General features: G+C 65.9%; 12 protein-coding genes. 6 read left to right on the forward strand and 6 right to left on the reverse strand.

The genetic code is table 11. The features are described 5' to 3' along the window. The 6 genes from tsaE (at nucleotide 1) to X741_RS164640 (ending at nucleotide 9,678) form a co-directional block, all read left to right on the forward strand. Nucleotides 1-1,512 (forward strand): tRNA (adenosine(37)-N6)-threonylcarbamoyltransferase complex ATPase subunit type 1 TsaE, encoded by a 1,512-nt coding sequence (tsaE, locus tag X741_RS164665; RefSeq protein ID WP_023775961.1) that lies wholly within the window; start codon nucleotides 1-3, stop codon nucleotides 1,510-1,512. Further along, nucleotides 1,509-2,237, forward strand: coding sequence for a nucleotidyltransferase family protein (locus X741_RS164660; protein WP_023775962.1), 729 nt, complete (start codon nucleotides 1,509-1,511; stop codon nucleotides 2,235-2,237). Before tsaE ends, X741_RS164660 begins: the two co-directional genes overlap by 4 nt. Beyond that, on the forward strand, nucleotides 2,234-5,368 hold the full coding sequence (gene addB, locus X741_RS164655; RefSeq protein ID WP_023775963.1) for a double-strand break repair protein AddB: 3,135 nt from the start codon (nucleotides 2,234-2,236) through the stop codon (nucleotides 5,366-5,368). The genes X741_RS164660 and addB overlap by 4 nt, the downstream gene beginning before the upstream one ends. After that, nucleotides 5,365-8,865 (forward strand): double-strand break repair helicase AddA, encoded by a 3,501-nt coding sequence (gene addA / locus X741_RS164650; RefSeq protein WP_023775964.1) that lies wholly within the window; start codon nucleotides 5,365-5,367, stop codon nucleotides 8,863-8,865. The genes addB and addA overlap by 4 nt, the downstream gene beginning before the upstream one ends. Nucleotides 8,866-8,940: 75 nt before the next feature. Further along, the gene (gene trxA, locus X741_RS164645; RefSeq protein ID WP_013891648.1) at nucleotides 8,941-9,264 is read left to right on the forward strand and encodes a thioredoxin; all 324 of its coding nucleotides are present in this window, start codon (nucleotides 8,941-8,943) and stop codon (nucleotides 9,262-9,264) included. A gap of 132 nt (nucleotides 9,265-9,396) precedes the next feature. After that, nucleotides 9,397-9,678, forward strand: a complete 282-nt coding sequence (locus tag X741_RS164640; protein ID WP_023775965.1) for a cupin domain-containing protein — start codon at nucleotides 9,397-9,399, stop codon at nucleotides 9,676-9,678. Between the two features lie 21 nt (nucleotides 9,679-9,699). Here the strand turns inward: X741_RS164640 and X741_RS164635 are convergent, their stop codons facing one another. From X741_RS164635 to X741_RS164610, 6 genes are all read right to left on the reverse strand, one after another. Then, nucleotides 9,700-10,119, reverse strand: a complete 420-nt coding sequence (locus X741_RS164635; RefSeq protein WP_023775966.1) for a VOC family protein — start codon at nucleotides 10,117-10,119, stop codon at nucleotides 9,700-9,702. Between the two features lie 25 nt (nucleotides 10,120-10,144). Further along, the gene (locus X741_RS164630; protein WP_023775967.1) at nucleotides 10,145-11,470 is read right to left on the reverse strand and encodes a folylpolyglutamate synthase/dihydrofolate synthase family protein; all 1,326 of its coding nucleotides are present in this window, start codon (nucleotides 11,468-11,470) and stop codon (nucleotides 10,145-10,147) included. A gap of 119 nt (nucleotides 11,471-11,589) precedes the next feature. After that, nucleotides 11,590-12,516 carry an acetyl-CoA carboxylase, carboxyltransferase subunit beta gene (accD, locus tag X741_RS164625; protein ID WP_023775968.1) on the reverse strand — a complete coding sequence of 309 codons (927 nt, stop codon included), beginning with the start codon at nucleotides 12,514-12,516 and terminating at the stop codon, nucleotides 11,590-11,592. A gap of 79 nt (nucleotides 12,517-12,595) precedes the next feature. Continuing rightward, nucleotides 12,596-13,435, reverse strand: a complete 840-nt coding sequence (gene trpA, locus X741_RS164620; RefSeq protein WP_013891653.1) for a tryptophan synthase subunit alpha — start codon at nucleotides 13,433-13,435, stop codon at nucleotides 12,596-12,598. A 2-nt stretch (nucleotides 13,436-13,437) separates the two neighbouring features. Further along, entirely contained in the window at nucleotides 13,438-14,688 is a 1,251-nt protein-coding gene (gene trpB, locus X741_RS164615; protein WP_023775969.1) for a tryptophan synthase subunit beta, read from the reverse strand. A gap of 28 nt (nucleotides 14,689-14,716) precedes the next feature. Then, the gene (locus tag X741_RS164610) at nucleotides 14,717-15,376 is read right to left on the reverse strand and encodes a phosphoribosylanthranilate isomerase (RefSeq protein ID WP_023775970.1); all 660 of its coding nucleotides are present in this window, start codon (nucleotides 15,374-15,376) and stop codon (nucleotides 14,717-14,719) included. Nucleotides 15,377-15,423: the final 47 nt, after the last annotated feature.

Consider the following 15,423-nt stretch of genomic DNA (forward strand, 5'->3'; position numbering starts at 1 on the left):
ATGACGGCCCTGGTGCTGGAGCGTTTGCTCGCGGACGAGACAGAGACGGCGCGGCTGGGCGAGGACCTGGCGCTGGCTCTGCGCGCGGGCGACGTGCTGGCGCTCAAGGGCGACCTCGGCGCCGGCAAATCGACGCTGGCGCGGGCCCTGATCCGGACGCTGGCGGACGATGCCGGTCTCGACGTGCCGAGCCCGACCTTCACCCTGGTGCAAAGCTACGACACCCGTATTCCGGTCCATCATTTCGATCTCTACCGCCTGTCCTCGGCGGCCGAACTCGACGAACTCGGTTTCGACGAAGCGCTGACGCAAGGGGCAGCCCTGGTCGAATGGCCTGAACGGGCAGAAGGCTATCTGCCGAAGGCATCGCTGTTGATCGAGCTTGTCCAGCATGGCGAAGGGCGTCTGGCACGCTTGTCGGGGCAAGGGGCGGCCTTCGACCGCGCGGCACGGTCGCTGGCCATGCGCGGCTTTCTGGAAAGCGCCGGCTGGGGCGAGGCACAACGTCGCCATTTCATCGGCGATGCCTCTGCCCGTTCCTATGAGATCGTGTCGCTTGCCGGCCAGGAGCCGCGGGTGCTGATGAACTCGCCGCGGCTGGTGCTCGGCCCGCCGGTGCGCGACGGCAAGCCCTATGCGGTGATCGCCCACACCGCCCAGTCGGTCTCGGCCTTCGTCGCCATCGACCGTGCCTTGAAGGCCGGCGGCGTCAGCGTTCCCGACATCCATGCCGAGGACCAGGACCAGGGATTCCTGCTCATCGAACATCTCGGCTCGGAAGGTTTTCTCGGGAAAGATGGCGAGCCGCTGGCGGAGCGCTACGCGGCGGCCGCCGAACTGCTGGCCATGATGCATGGCAAGACCTGGCCGCATCGCCTCGGAACCGGGCCGGGCAGGTTCCATACCGTACCGCCATTCGACCGCGCCGCGATGATGATCGAGGCCGACCTGCTGGTCGACTGGTACGTGCCGGCGATATCGGGCGGTCCGCCAAGCGACGATTTGCGCGCCGGCTATACCAGGGAGTGGAACGCGCTTTTCGACCGGCTGCGGGCCAGTGAATACACGCTGATGCTGCGCGACTTCCATTCGCCCAACATCATCTGGCGCGGCGACCGCTCCGGCCATGACCGGCTGGGCATCGTCGATTTCCAGGATGCGCTGATCGGGCCTTCAGCCTATGATCTGGCGTCGCTTGCCATGGATGCCCGCGTCACCATATCGCCCGGGATCGAGAGAAAGACGCTCAATGCCTATGTCGCGGCGCGCCATGCGGCGGGCGCTTTCGACGAGGCGAGCTTTCTGGAATTCTATGCAATCATGGCCGCGCAGCGCAATTCCAAGATCCTCGGCATTTTCGTGCGGCTCGAAAAGCGCGACGGCAAACCCTATTATCTGAAGCACCTGCCGCGCATCCGCGACTATCTGCGCCGGGCACTGTCCCACCCCGCGCTCGGCAGCCTGCGGGAGTTCTACGATGCGCACGGGCTGCTGGAGGAACGTGCGCTGTGACAGCGAGACCAGACACTGCGATCGTACTCGCCGCCGGGCTCGGCAAGCGCATGCGGCCGATCACCGACACCATCCCCAAGCCGCTGGTCCGGGTCGCCGGCAAGACCTTGCTCGACTGGGGTCTCGACAGCCTGGCCGCCGCCGGTGTCGGCAAGGCCGTGGTCAACGTCCACTATCTCCACGAACAGATCGTCGCCCATGTCGCGGCGCGCCATGTGCCGCGCATCATCATCTCCGATGAAAGCGAGCGGCTGCTCGATTCCGCCGGCGGCATCGTCAAGGCGCTGCCGCAGCTGGGCGCGCAACCCTTCTACATCCTCAACGCCGACACGTTCTGGATCGATCATGGTCCGCTCAATCTCGGCCGCCTCGCCCTTGCATGGCACGCGGCAAAAATGGATATTCTGCTGATGCTGGCGGATCTCCATCAGGCGACCGGACATTGCGGCTCCACCGACTTCCTCGTGGCGCCAGACGGCGCCTTGCGGCGTTCGAAAGGAGACCCGGCGGGCCTGATCTATGCCGGCGCGGCGATCATCCATCCGCGTCTGTTCAAGAATGCGTCGACCGAACCGCATTCGCTCAACGCCTATTTCGACAAAGCCATTGCAGCCGGCCGCCTGTTCGGCATGCCGATGCACGGTCATTGGATCACCGTCGGCACGCCCGATGCCATCCCGCTCGCCGAAGCAGCAGTCGCCGGCGCGCCATACGAGTCGCAATGAGCGGCCCAAGCCGCGTTTTCTCCATTCCCTCCGGTGCGCCGTTCCTGCCGACGCTGGCCGAGGCGCTGCTTGCCGGCCGACTGGTTCCAGGGTTTCGCTTCGATGGCGATCCGCTCGCTTTGGCCGACGTCACCATCTATGTGCCGACGCGCCGCGCGGCGCGGGCCTTGCGCGGCGTCTTCGTCGACAGCCTGAAGGCGCGCGGCGGCGGCGGTTCGGCGATCCTGCCGGTCATCCGGCCGCTCGGCGAATTCGACGAGGACGAAGCCGCTTTCGAAGCAGAGCCGTCGGCGGCGATCGACCTTGCGCCACCGATCGGGGCGACCGAACGGCTGTTGCTGCTGACGCCGCTGGTGCGCGCCTGGAAACGCCGGCTGCCGGCCCATGTGGCCAAACTTTTCTCCGAGGAGATCGTCATTCCGGCCTCGACCGCCGACGCGATCTGGCTGGCGCGCGACCTTGCGGGGCTGATGGACGAGATCGAGACGGAAGGCACGGACTGGGCGAAGCTTGAAGGCCTGGTGACCGGCAATCTTGCCGGATGGTGGCAGGTGACGCTGGAGTTCCTCGGCATCGTCACCGATGCCTGGCCGAAATTCCTCGAAGAGCAAGACCGGTCCAATCCGGCCGCGCATCGCAGCGCGCTGATTAGGGCGGAAGCCGCGCGGCTGCGGCGCAATCCGCCCGCCGGGCCGGTGATCGCCGCGGGGTCGACCGGTTCGATACCCGCGACGGCTGAACTGCTTGCCGCGATAGCCCGCTTGCCCGGCGGCGCCATCGTGCTGCCCGGGCTCGACCGGACGTTGGACGAAGCGTCCTTCCAGGCGCTTGTCGCACCCGGCGCGCGGCCGGCCGTGCTCGGCCATCCGCAATACGGCCTGGCCAGGCTGATCGGCAAGATCGGCGTGCTGCGCGGCGATGTCGAGGAGATCGGCGTGGCCGAACCCCGGCTGGCGCTCCGCGCGGCCCTTGTCGGCGAGGCGCTGCGGCCGGCCGAAACCACCGAATTGTGGGCCGAGACGCGTAACGCATTTTCCGCGCCGGACATTGCCGCTGCCTTCGCCGACGTGACGCTGCTCGAAGCCGCCAGCGAGCGCGACGAGGCCGTCGCCATCGCCGTCGCGCTCAAGCGAGCGGTCGAAGAACCGGGCCAAAGGGCTGCTCTCGTCACCGGCGACCGTGCGCTGGCGCGACGCGTCTCGGTCGAACTCAAGCGCTTCGGCGTCGTCGCCGATGATTCCGGCGGCACGCCGCTCGCCAACAGCCCGGCGGCAAGCCTGCTCAGGCTGGCGCTCGAAGCGGTGTTCCGGCCAGGCGATCCGGTCGGTCTCTTGTCCCTGCTCAAGCATCCCCTGCTCTGTCTGGGTCTGGGGAGAGCCGACGTGCGCCATGCGGCGGAACTGGTCGAACTGGTGGCGCTGCGCGGCGGTACCGGCCGCCCCGACATCGCTTCGCTGCCGGACTTGTTCGAGGCCCGCCTCACCAACCTCGGCGAAGGCAGCCGGCCGCCCTTCTGGGTTGCGCAGCTGACCGTGCGCGCCATTGAAAGCGCGCGGGATTTGCTCGAACGTCTCAACCGAGCGCTGGCGCCGCTTGCAGCGTTTCGCGGCCAGGCGACCGCCGACCTTGCCGCGCTGGTGGAAGCCAGCGTGGTGGCGCTGGAGGATCTCGGCCGTACCGCCGATGGCGGGCTTGGCGAACTCTACGCCGGCGATGCCGGCGAAAAACTCGCCGAATTGCTGCGCGGGCTGGTCGCGGCTCCGGCAACGCTGTCGTTCGCGGCGAACGAGTGGCCCGACGTGATGGACGCGCTGATCGCGCCCGAAACGGTGAAGCCGGCACAGGGCACCGACCGGAACATCGCCATCTGGGGCGCGCTGGAAGCACGGCTGCAGGATGTCGACACGCTGGTCATCGGCGGGCTCAACGAAGGCGTGTGGCCGCGCAAGCCCGAGAGCGACCGCTTCATGTCGCGGCTGATGAAGACCGGCATCGACCTCGAGCCTCCCGAACGGCGCATCGGCCTTGCCGCTCATGATTTCCAGATGGCGATGGGCGCGAGGAAGGTGCTGTTGGCGCGCTCGGCGCGTTCCGGCGACGCACCGGCGGTTCCGTCGCGCTGGCTGCAGCGGCTGCTGACCTTCATCGGCAGCGACCAGGCGGCAACACTGCGCCGGCGAGGCGACGAGCTGCTCGCCTGGGCGCGCGCGCTGGATACCGGGCCTAAGCAAGATTTCGCACCACGGCCGCAGCCCAAGCCGCCGCTGTCAGTGCGCCCGACGCACTTCTCCGTCACCGAGATCGAGACCCTGCGCCGCGACCCCTACGCCGTCTATGCCAGGCGGATCCTCGGCCTGATGCCGCTCGAGCCGCTCATCCGCGATCCCGGTGCGGCCGAGCGCGGCACGCTGTTCCACGCCATTCTCCACCTGTTCTCCTCCAGCGTGGCCGACCCGCGCGCGCCAGACGCGCTTGCCGGCCTTATCGCTGCCGGGCGCGCCTGTTTTGCCGAGGCCGCCCTGCCGCCCGATGTCGAGGCGGTGTGGTGGCCGCGCTTCGAAAAACTCGCCGCCAACATCATCGAATGGGAACGCACCCGCGCCGACGCGGTGATACGGCGGCATGCCGAGGAGCGCGCCGGAAAAACCGTCGTCAGCCAGTCCGGCGTGACGCTGTCCGGTTATGCCGACCGCGTCGACCTGCTGGCCGGCGGCATGGCCGACATACTAGACTACAAGACCGGCTCCTCGCCCTCCAAGGCACAGGCACACACGCTGCTGGCGCCGCAGCTGGCGCTCGAAGGCGCACTGCTCAGGCGCGGTGCCTTCAAGGATCTGGGCGCATGCGAGCCCTCCCAATTGGCCTTCATCCGGCTGAAGCCGAACGGCGAGGTGTTCGAAGAGTCCATCCTCGAACACAATCGCCAGCCGCGAACCGCTTCCGATCTGGCGGAAGAAGCCTGGGCACGGCTGGAAAAGCTTCTGATCAATTATGCCGACTCTAAGACCGGCTATCTGTCGCGGGCGCTGCCGTTTCGCGAAGGCGAGACCGATGGCGACTACGACCACCTCGCCCGCGTGCTCGAATGGTCGGCCGGCGGCGATGCCGGTGACGAGGGAGGGGAGGCATGAAGAAGGCCTATCCCATCCCGAGCGACACCGCGACCAGCCAGGCTCGCGCGGCCGATCCCCAGAACTCCGCCTGGGTGTCGGCCAATGCCGGCTCCGGCAAGACCCATGTGCTGGCCCAGCGCGTCATCCGGCTGCTGCTCAACGGCACCGATCCGTCGAAGATCCTGTGCCTAACCTACACGCGCGCCGCGGCCGCCAACATGTCGAACCGGGTGTTCTCGACGCTGTCGGAATGGACATCCCTCGGCGACCCGGACCTCGCCGCCAGGATCGAAGCGCTGGAAGGCCGCCGGCCCGACCGCGACACCATGCGCCGCGCGCGTCGGCTGTTCGCCGAGGCGCTGGAGACGCCGGGCGGGCTGAAGATCCAGACCATCCACGCCTTCTGCGAATCCGTGCTCCACCAGTTCCCGCTGGAAGCCAACATCCCGGCCCATTTCGAGATGCTGGACAGCCAGATGGAAGCGTCGCTCTTTGCCGCCGCGCGCCGGGAGATGATTTCGGCCGCCGGTGACGCGGATTTGACCGAGGCCTTCGCAACCGTACTGGAGCGCGGCGGCGAAGCCGGGCTTGACGCCTTGCTGGGCGAGATCGTGCGCAAGCGCGACGGCTTGCGCCACTTCCTCGAAGCGGTCGGGCGCGACGGCTTCCAGCCCTTGTTCGATGAATTCCATTTCCGCCCTGGCCAGAGCGCCGAGGGCATAGCGGCCTCGGCCTGGCCGCTGCCCGGCTTCCTGCCGGACTATTTCACCGGCTTTGCCCAGGCCGCCGAATCCACCGACGCCAGGTCGGTGCTGAACAACATCCTGCCCTATGCGCGCCAGGCCTTCGCCCAGACCGATCCGGTTCGCCGCCTGCAGCAGCTTGCAAGGGCCTTCCTCAAGACCGATGGCCATCCCTACGATCCGGCAAAGGCCTTCAAGAAAGCGCTGACCGACCGGCTGCCGGATCTGGCCGAGCGTTTCCTGTCGGCATCCAACGCCATCATCGAGACCGTCGACCGGCTGGCGCTGTTCCGGATGCTGGAAGGCACGGCTGCCGCGCTGACCATCGCCGACTGGCTGATCGCCCGCTACGAGGTGCTGAAGCGCGGCCGCGGCTTTCTCGACTTCAACGATTTGATCACCCGCACGGTCAACCTCCTGGCGCGGCCCGATGCCGGCCCGTGGGTGCAATACAAGCTCGACCAAGGCATCGACCACATCCTGCTCGACGAGGCGCAGGACACCAGCCCGGATCAATGGGAAGTGGTGAAGCGGCTGGCGGAAGAATTTTTCGCCGGCTTCGGCGCCCGCGACCGTGTCCACCGCACGGTGTTCGCGGTCGGCGACGAGAAGCAGTCGATTTATTCCTTCCAAGGGGCCGCGCCAGATTCCTTCGCCGACAGCCGGCTGCTGTTCGCCGGGCGGGTGCGCGATGCCGAGGCTTCCTTCGCCGACCTCAAGCTGACCTGGTCGTTCCGCTCGACCGACGATGTGCTTTCCGCCGTCGACCGCGTCTTTGCCGATCCTGTCGTGCGGCGCGGCATCAGCCACGATCCCGACCCGCTGAGCCACAAGGCGATCCGCACCGACGCGCCGGGCTATGTCGAGGTGTGGCCGTCGATCGGTGCCGATATCGTCGACGAGCCCGACGACTGGACGCAGGCAATCGACCACGCCCACGCGCCGGCGGTGCGGGTTGCCGAGAATGTCGCGGCCACGATTGCCGGCTGGATCGGCAGCGGAGAGATCATCGAGGGCCGCGGCAAGCGGCTGCGGCCGGGCGACGTGCTGGTGCTGGTGCGCAAGCGCGACAGCTTCGTCCACGCGCTGACGCGGGCGCTCAAGCGCCGTGATATCCCGGTCGCCGGCGCCGACCGGCTGAGCTTGCCCGGCCACATCGCGGTCAAGGACCTGATCGCGCTCGGCCGCCTCCTCATCCAGCCGCAGGACGATCTGTCGCTTGCAGCCGTGCTGCGCAGCCCGATCTTCGACCTGCCGGAGGAGACGCTTTTTGCGCTGGCAGCGCAACGAGCGCCCGGCCTGTCGCTGGCCGCGTCGCTGCGCCAGCATGCCGGCGAAAGCGAAGCGCTGGCGCTAGTCGTCGCCCAACTCGACATCTGGACCGATGAGGCCGCCTTCAAGCCGGTGTTCGAATTTTATGCCGGCCTCCTGGCACGTGATGGCGTGCGCCGCAAGATGATCGCGCGGCTCGGCCCGGAAGCCGGCGACATTCTCGATGAGTTCCTGAGTTTCTGCCTTGCCGAGGAACGAACCGGCCTGCCCGGGCTGGAAGCCTTCCTGTCGACGCTGGAAAACGCCGGGCCCGAGATCAAGCGTGAGATGGACCAGACCCGCGACGAGGTCCGCGTCATGACCGTGCATGCCGCCAAGGGCCTGGAAGCGCCTGTCGTGTTCCTGGTCGATGGCGGCTCCGCCCCGTTCAGCGACCAGCATTTGCCACGCCTGATGCCATTCGACGGCTCGGGCTGGGTCGGCAAAGGTTATCTCTGGCGTTCGGCCAGCGATGTCGCGAACGGCTTCTCGAAGGCAGCAGCGGCGCGGGCTCGCGAACTCGCCGACGACGAATACCGCCGGCTGCTCTATGTCGGCATGACCCGCGCCGAGGACCGGCTGATCGTCTGCGGCTATCACGGCAAGCGGGCGCCGAACACCGGCACCTGGCATTCGATCGTAAGCCGTGCGCTGATCGGGGCGCCGGAGAGCGAACAGCGTGCGCATCCTGCCAGCGGCGAGCCGGTGTACCGTTTCCGTGTCACCGAGCTGCCCCCGGTCGCGCCAAGCGCTGTCGAACAGAGGCGCCAGACCGATGCTTTCGGCCCTTTGCCGGCGAACCTGTTTCGGCCCTTGCCGCCCTTCGAGGATCTGCCGCGCCCCCTGTCACCGTCCGGCGCCTCGGCGCTGATCGAAGAAGGCAAGGAAACGGTGGTCGACAAAGCTTCGCCGGTGCTCGATGCCGATGCCGAGCCAGGATTTGCCGTGCTGCGCGGGCTCGCGCTGCATAAATTGCTGCAAATGCTGCCCGGCATTGCCGAGGACCAACGGGAGGGCGCGGCGGCACGCTACCTCGCGCGAACGGGTGCGGAATGGCCGCCGGCAGAGCGCGAAAAAGCCCTGGCCTCGGTCATCGCCATCCTTGCCGACCCCCATCTCGGCCAGCTGTTTGCGCCATCCTCGCGCGCCGAGGTCGCGATCATGGGCAGCCTGGAGGTAAGGGGTAAAACGCGCTCGATTTCGGGCAAGATCGACCGGCTGGCGGTGACAGCGGACGCGGTGTCGATCGTCGACTACAAGACCAACCGGCCTGCGCCTGCCTCCCTGGCGGAGGTCCCGCCGGCCTATCTGCTGCAGTTGGCGCTCTATCGCGCCCTCTTGCAGCCGCTTTATCCAGGGCGCGAGGTCAAGGCGGCCTTGCTGTTTACCGAAGCGCCACGGCTGATCGAACTGCCGGCCAGGGCCATGGATGACGCCCTTGCCCGACTCACGGGAGCGTGACACAAGACCTGCTTGAAGAAGGGCGCGATAACCACCACATTTGGTGCGACGAAAACTTTCGAAAGGATTTTCCGCATGACTACGGTCAAGGTCGACAAGAGCAATTTCCAGGCCGATGTGCTTAACGCCAACGTACCGGTGGTCGTCGATTTCTGGGCGGAATGGTGCGGTCCCTGCAAGATGATCGCCCCGGCGCTCGAAGACATCGCCACCGAACTTGGCGCTAAAGTGAAGATCGCCAAGCTCAACATCGACGAGAACCCCGAACTCGCCGCGCAGTTCGGCGTGCGCTCGATCCCGACGCTCATGATCTTCAAGGGCGGCGAAGTGGCCGACATGAAGGTTGGTGCCGCACCCAAGACCGCGCTCTCGCACTGGATCAATGGCAGCCTCGCCTGACCCCCGGAAAAATTCGGATTGAAAAGCCCGGCCTCGCGCCGGGCTTTTTGTTGGCGTCATCGCTGGGCTTCTCTGGCCCTCACGTCCGGGCACTCCATGTCTACTGGTGGCAGCAGATAGAGGGAGAACGTCATGACCGGATCCGCCAAGGCCACCGTCTTCATCGACAATGAGCGCGTCATCGTCACCGAGTACCGCTTCCAGCCGGGCGACAACACCGGCTGGCACCGCCACGGCCACGACTATGTCGTGGTGCCGCTGATGGACGGCAAGGTGAAACTGGTCACCAAGGATGGCGAAACCTTCGCCGAAATGAAGAAGGGCTCACCCTATTTCCGCAAGGAGGGTGTTGAACACGATGTCATCAACGCCAATGAGGGCGAGTACGCGTTTATCGAGGTCGAGCTGAAATAAGCCGGTCGCACCGCTGAGCGATCACCAGTCGGCGATGCGGTCGCCACCGACGAATTGCGCGCTTTCGTCGGTGTATTCGAACAGTTCGATCTTCACACCGTTGGGATCGCGGATCCATGCTTGGAAAGTGTCGTCGCATGCGTGTTTTTTGGCCGTGACCTCGATGCCCTTTGACTTGATATGGGCAATCGCCGCGTCGATGTTTTCCACCTCAAGGCAGAAGTGGTTGATCTGGTTCTGCTCGCTGTATGCAGTGCCATCCTTCTGGAACACCTCGACATGGCTGCGGCCGCCGCAATTGAGATAGAAGCCGAACACCTTGCCGCCGCGCACGAAGTTGAACTGCGTGTCGAGGCCGAGCACGTCGCGATAGAAGCTCCGCGTCGCTTCGAGGTCATGCGCGAAGATGCAGACATGGGCGAGCTGCTTGACCTTGATCATGACTGGCTCCTTGCAGTGAATGGCCTCAGGTCGGTGGCGTGCCGTTCTCGTCCAACACCGCGCCGGCCAAATAAAGCGAGCCGCCGATCAGGATACGCGGCGGCGGACCGTCCCAGGTGTCGCGCAGCAGCATCAGCGCGTTGGCAACGGAACTCATCGGCTCGGCCGTCAACCCGGCTTCCGTGGCGCGGATCGCCAGTTCGTCATTCGGCACGCCGGCGTCGCTCGTATTCACCGGCACGGTGTAGACATGCCGGACGAGGCCCTTGAAGGCACGGAAATAGCCACTCTGGTCCTTGGTGTTGATCATGCCCGAGATGAGAAACAGCGGACGCGGGTTCTTTTCTTCCTGTTCGGCCAGTGCCTCGGCAACGACCACGCCGGCGCCCGGATTGTGACCGCCGTCGAGCCAGATGTCGGCGCCCCTTGGCGCCAGCTCCGCCAGCCGGCCCTGCGCCNGTTTCTGCATACGGCCGGGCCAGGCGACGGCGGCCATCGCCTTTTCGGCGGCGCGGTGGCTGATCTCGAAGCCGGCTGCCTTGACCGCGGCGATCGCCGCCGCCGCGTTGGCGACCTGGTGGCGACCGGGCAGGCGCGGCAGCGGCAGGTCCATCAGCCCGTCCTCGTCCTGGTAGACCATGCGGCCGTTTTCCTCGAAGGCGAGGAAATCCTGGCCGTAGACGAAGGTCGGGCATTCCAGCCGCTCGGCGGTTTCGATCAGCACCTGCAGCGCTGTCTCGCTTTCCTGCGAGCCGATCACCACGGGGCAACCACGCTTCATGATGCCGGCCTTTTCGGCGGCGATCAGCTCGACCCGGTCGCCGAGATAGGCCTCGTGGTCCATCGACACCGGCATGATCACCGACACGGCGGGCCTTTCCACGACATTGGTGGCGTCGAAGCGGCCGCCGAGGCCGACCTCGATGATGGCGGCTTCGGCCGGGTGTTCGGAAAACAGGATGAAGGTGACGGCGGTGAGGATTTCGAAGACGGTGATCTTCTGGCCGTCATTGGCCTTGGCGACGCGGGCGATGGCCTCGGCGAAGACATCGTCGTCGACCAGCCTGCCGCCACCCTCGGCGGCAAGCCGGTAGCGCTCGTGCCAGCTGACCAGATGCGGCGAGGTGTGGACGTGGACGAGACGGCCGGAAGCCTCAAGCAGCGCCCGCGAGAAGGCGGCGCAGGAGCCCTTGCCGTTGGTACCGGCGATATGGATGACCGGCGGCAGCAGATCCTGCGGATTGCCAAGCCGCTCCAAGAGCCGCGTGATGCGTTCGAGCGAAAGGTCGAAGCCTTTCGGGTGAAGCGCCATCAGGGCTTCGATTTCGCGGTCGGCGGCGAGCGTCGTCATGACAGATTCCCTGAGCATGGCCCGAGAACCAGAATCAATTCCGGAATGGCCATGGCAATCAAAAGGCTACAGCGCGCGACTGCCCTCGTGCAATCACGGTCGCGGCGTGTCGTGTCGCGTCAGGCCTGCGGCCGTGCCTCGGCGGAGACCACCGCCGGCGGCAGGATTTCCGGCTGCAGCGGCTTTTGCTCTTCCGGCATCTTGAGCAGCATCTTCAGCAGCCGTGAGATGGTCTGGCGCAGTTCCAGCCGCGACACCACCATATCGACCATGCCATGCTCCATCAGATATTCGGAGCGCTGGAAGCCGTCCGGCAGTTTTTCGCGGATGGTCTGTTCGATGACGCGCGGCCCGGCAAAGCCGATCAGGGCGCCGGGTTCCGCGATGTGCACGTCGCCCAGCATGGCGTAGGAGGCGGTGACGCCGCCGGTGGTCGGATTGGTCAGCACGACGATGTAGGGAAGGCCGGCTTCCTTCAGCCGGTCGACACCGACCGTGGTGCGCGGTAATTGCATGAGGGACAAAATGCCTTCCTGCATGCGGGCGCCGCCAGAGGCGGCGAACAGGATCAGCGGCCGCTTGCGCTGCAAGGCGACCTCGAAAGCATGCACGATGGCGTCGCCCGCCGCCATGCCGAGCGAGCCGCCCATGAAGGCGAAGTCCTGCACCGTCACCACCACCGGCAGCCCTTCGACGGAGCCCAGCGCGTTGACGATCGCATCTTCCAGGCCGGTCTTGGCCTTGGCGTCCTTCAACCGGTCGGTGTAGCGCTTCTCGTCGCGGAACTTCAGCGGGTCCTGCACCACCTTGGGGTTTTCGAGCTGCTCGTACTTGCCGTCATCGAGGAAGTATTTCAGCCGCTCCTTGGCCGAGATCTTCATGTGGTGGCCGGAGGACGGGATGACGAACTGGTTGGACTCCAGGTCCTTGTGGAACACCATCTCACCGGTCTCGGGATCCTTGATCCAGAGATTCTCGGGCATGTCGGTGCGCCGGCCGAGCATCGAATTGATCTTCGGGCGAACGTAATTGGTGATCCAGTTCATCGCTTCGGCTCCTGTCCTGACGAAGAGTTAGTGCAGGCCACGCGGGAGAACGACATGCACAAGACCAGAGGTAAGGAAACTATTCGGCGGCAGCAAGGCGGGCCGAGCGCACGCCTTGCGCCAGCCCGCTGACCAGCGTGGCGACGGCCTCCGCCGGGTCGGCGGTCTTCTCGCCCTTCGGCCCCAGCACATTGGCGACCGCGTTAACGATCGCGGTGCCGACGACGACGCCATCGGCATTGGCGCCGATGACACGCGCCTGCTCGGCGGTCTTGACGCCGAAGCCGACGCAGACCGGCAGGTCTGTATGGCCCTTGATGCGCTGGACAGCCGCCGCCACCTTGCCGGTATCGGCGAGCGCCGAGCCGGTGATCCCGGTCATCGACACGTAGTAGACGAAACCCGACGTGTTCTGCAGCACCTTGGGCAGGCGCTTGTCGTCGGTGGTCGGCGTCGCCAGGCGGATGAAGTTGATGCCGGCTTTCAGCGCCGGAATGCAGAGTTCCTCATCCATCTCCGGCGGCAGGTCGACGACGATCAACCCATCGATGCCGCTGGCGATGGCGTCCTTGAGGAAGCGATCGACGCCGTAGATGTAGATCGGGTTGTAATAGCCCATCAGCACGATCGGCGTTTCATTGTCACCGGAGCGGAAGTCCGACGCCATCTTCAGCGTCTTGACCAGCGTCTGGCCGCCTTTCAGCGCACGCAGGCCTGCCGCCTGGATCGCCGGGCCATCGGCCATCGGATCGGAAAACGGCATGCCGAGCTCGATGACGTCGGCGCCGGCCTTGGGCAGCGCCTTCATGATCGACAGGGAGGTGTCGTAGTCGGGGTCGCCGCCCATGAAATAGGTGACGAGCGCCGGGCGGCCTTCGGCTTTCAGTTTTGCCATGCGGCGGTCGATGCGGGTCACCATGATCAGATCTCCATACCCAGCATCGAGGCAACCGTGTGCACGTCCTTGTCGCCACGGCCGGACAGGTTGACGATGACGATCTGGTCCTTGTCCATGGCGGGCACGATCTTCACCGCATGCGCAATGGCGTGCGCGGATTCCAGCGCCGGGATGATGCCTTCGACCCGCGTCGTCAGCTTGAAGGCCTCCAGCGCCTCGTCGTCGAGGATCGGCACATAGTCGACGCGGCCGGAGTCGCGCAGCCAGGAATGCTCGGGGCCGACGCCGGGATAGTCGAGACCGGCCGAGATCGAATGGCCGTCCATGATCTGGCCGTCGGCATTCTGCAGGAGGTAGGTGCGGTTGCCGTGCAGCACGCCCGGCGCGCCGGCGTTCATCGAGGCGCAATGCTCGATGCCGTCGAGACCGCGTCCGCCGGCTTCGATGCCGATGATGCGGACCTCCTTGTCGTCGAGGAAGGGATGGAACAGGCCGATGGCATTGGAGCCGCCGCCGACAGCCGCGATGATGGTGTCCGGCAGCCGGCCTTCCTGTTCGAGGATCTGCGCGCGCGCCTCGGTGCCGATGACCGACTGGAAGTCGCGCACCAGCTCCGGATAGGGATGCGGGCCGGCGGCGGTGCCGATCAGGTAATAGGTATCCTCGACATTGGTCACCCAATCGCGAAGGGCCTCGTTCATGGCGTCCTTCAGCGTGCCGTGGCCTGCTGTCACCGGCCGCACTTCGGCCCCGAGCAGCTTCATGCGGAAGACGTTGGGGCTTTGGCGGGCGACGTCGGTGGCACCCATATAGACGACGCAGGGAAAGCCGAAGCGGGCGGCGACGGTGGCGGACGCGACGCCGTGCTGGCCGGCGCCGGTCTCGGCGATGATGCGCTTCTTGCCCATGCGCTTGGCAAGCAGGATCTGGCCGAGGCAGTTGTTGATCTTGTGCGAACCGGTGTGGTTCAGGTCCTCGCGCTTGAAATAGACCTTTGCGCCGCCGCCCAGGCCCTTCGCCGCGGAAACCTCGCGAAGATGCCTGGTCAGGCCTTCGGCGAAATAGAGTTTCGAGGGCCGGCCGGCATAGTGGGTCGAAAGATCCGTCAGTTCAGCTCTGAAATCCGGATCGTCCTTGACCTCGTTCCAGTGCCGTTCGAGGTCGAGGATCAGCGGCATCAACGTTTCGGCGACGAAACGACCGCCGAAGATGCCGAACATGCCCTGCTCGTCGGGTCCGGTGCGGAAGGAATTGGGTGTCGCCGGCTTGTTCATCGCCGATCTCCTGGTTTGAAAGAGTTGTTCAGGCGGCGCGATCGTCGCGTGCTGCCCTGACGGCCCGGAAAAACTGCTCGATCAGCGCCGGATCCTTGACGCCCGGCGCGCTTTCCACGCCCGAGGAAATGTCTATTGCGGGCGGATTGGCAAGGCGAAGGGCATCGCCGATGTTGGCGGCGTTGAGCCCACCGGAAAGCATGTAATCGACGCCGGCGTCAAGGCCGGCGAGAATGCGCCAGTCGAAGGTGACGCCGTTGCCGCCCGGCAGCTCGGAACCCTTTGGCCGCTTGGCGTCGAACAGGAACCGGTCGGCGACGCCGATGAACGGCCTTATCCGGTCGAGATCGGCAGCCTCGCTGAGCGGCAGCGCCTTCATCACCGGCAGGCTATGGCGGGCCTTGACCTCGGCCACCCTCTCGGGCGTTTCCGAACCGTGCAGCTGCAGCATGTCGGGCTGCATTTTGGCGACGATCTCGTCCAGGAAGCCGTCGCCGGCGTCAACCGTCACGGCAACGGCCAAGGCTTTGCCGCGCGCGGCTTCGCGCAGACGACCGGCCTCGGCCGGTTCAAGATAGCGCGGGCTCTTGGCAAAGAAAATAAAGCCGACATGGCTGGCACCGCCGGCAAGGGCTGCGGCCATTGCCTGGTCGGTCTTCAAGCCGCAGATCTTGATGTCGAGCGCCATGACGCGGGAATTGGCATGAAACGCGCCAAGAGTCGAGAAAAAGCATG

The organism is Mesorhizobium sp. LNHC221B00, assembly GCF_000502935.1.
In the GTDB taxonomy this organism is placed as follows: Bacteria; Pseudomonadota; Alphaproteobacteria; order Rhizobiales; family Rhizobiaceae; genus Mesorhizobium; species Mesorhizobium opportunistum.

Coding starts and splice junctions, on each gene's coding strand:
- X741_RS164640 (WP_023775965.1), top strand. CDS start 9,397: ATGACCGGATCCGCCAAGGCCACCGTCTTCATCGACAATGAGCGCGTC.
- trxA (WP_013891648.1), top strand. CDS start 8,941: ATGACTACGGTCAAGGTCGACAAGAGCAATTTCCAGGCCGATGTGCTT.
- trpA (WP_013891653.1), bottom strand. CDS start 13,435: ATGGTGACCCGCATCGACCGCCGCATGGCAAAACTGAAAGCCGAAGGC.
- addA (WP_023775964.1), top strand. CDS start 5,365: ATGAAGAAGGCCTATCCCATCCCGAGCGACACCGCGACCAGCCAGGCT.
- addB (WP_023775963.1), top strand. CDS start 2,234: ATGAGCGGCCCAAGCCGCGTTTTCTCCATTCCCTCCGGTGCGCCGTTC.
- X741_RS164610 (WP_023775970.1), bottom strand. CDS start 15,376: ATGGCGCTCGACATCAAGATCTGCGGCTTGAAGACCGACCAGGCAATG.
- X741_RS164635 (WP_023775966.1), bottom strand. CDS start 10,119: ATGATCAAGGTCAAGCAGCTCGCCCATGTCTGCATCTTCGCGCATGAC.
- accD (WP_023775968.1), bottom strand. CDS start 12,516: ATGAACTGGATCACCAATTACGTTCGCCCGAAGATCAATTCGATGCTC.
- tsaE (WP_023775961.1), top strand. CDS start 1: ATGACGGCCCTGGTGCTGGAGCGTTTGCTCGCGGACGAGACAGAGACG.
- trpB (WP_023775969.1), bottom strand. CDS start 14,688: ATGAACAAGCCGGCGACACCCAATTCCTTCCGCACCGGACCCGACGAG.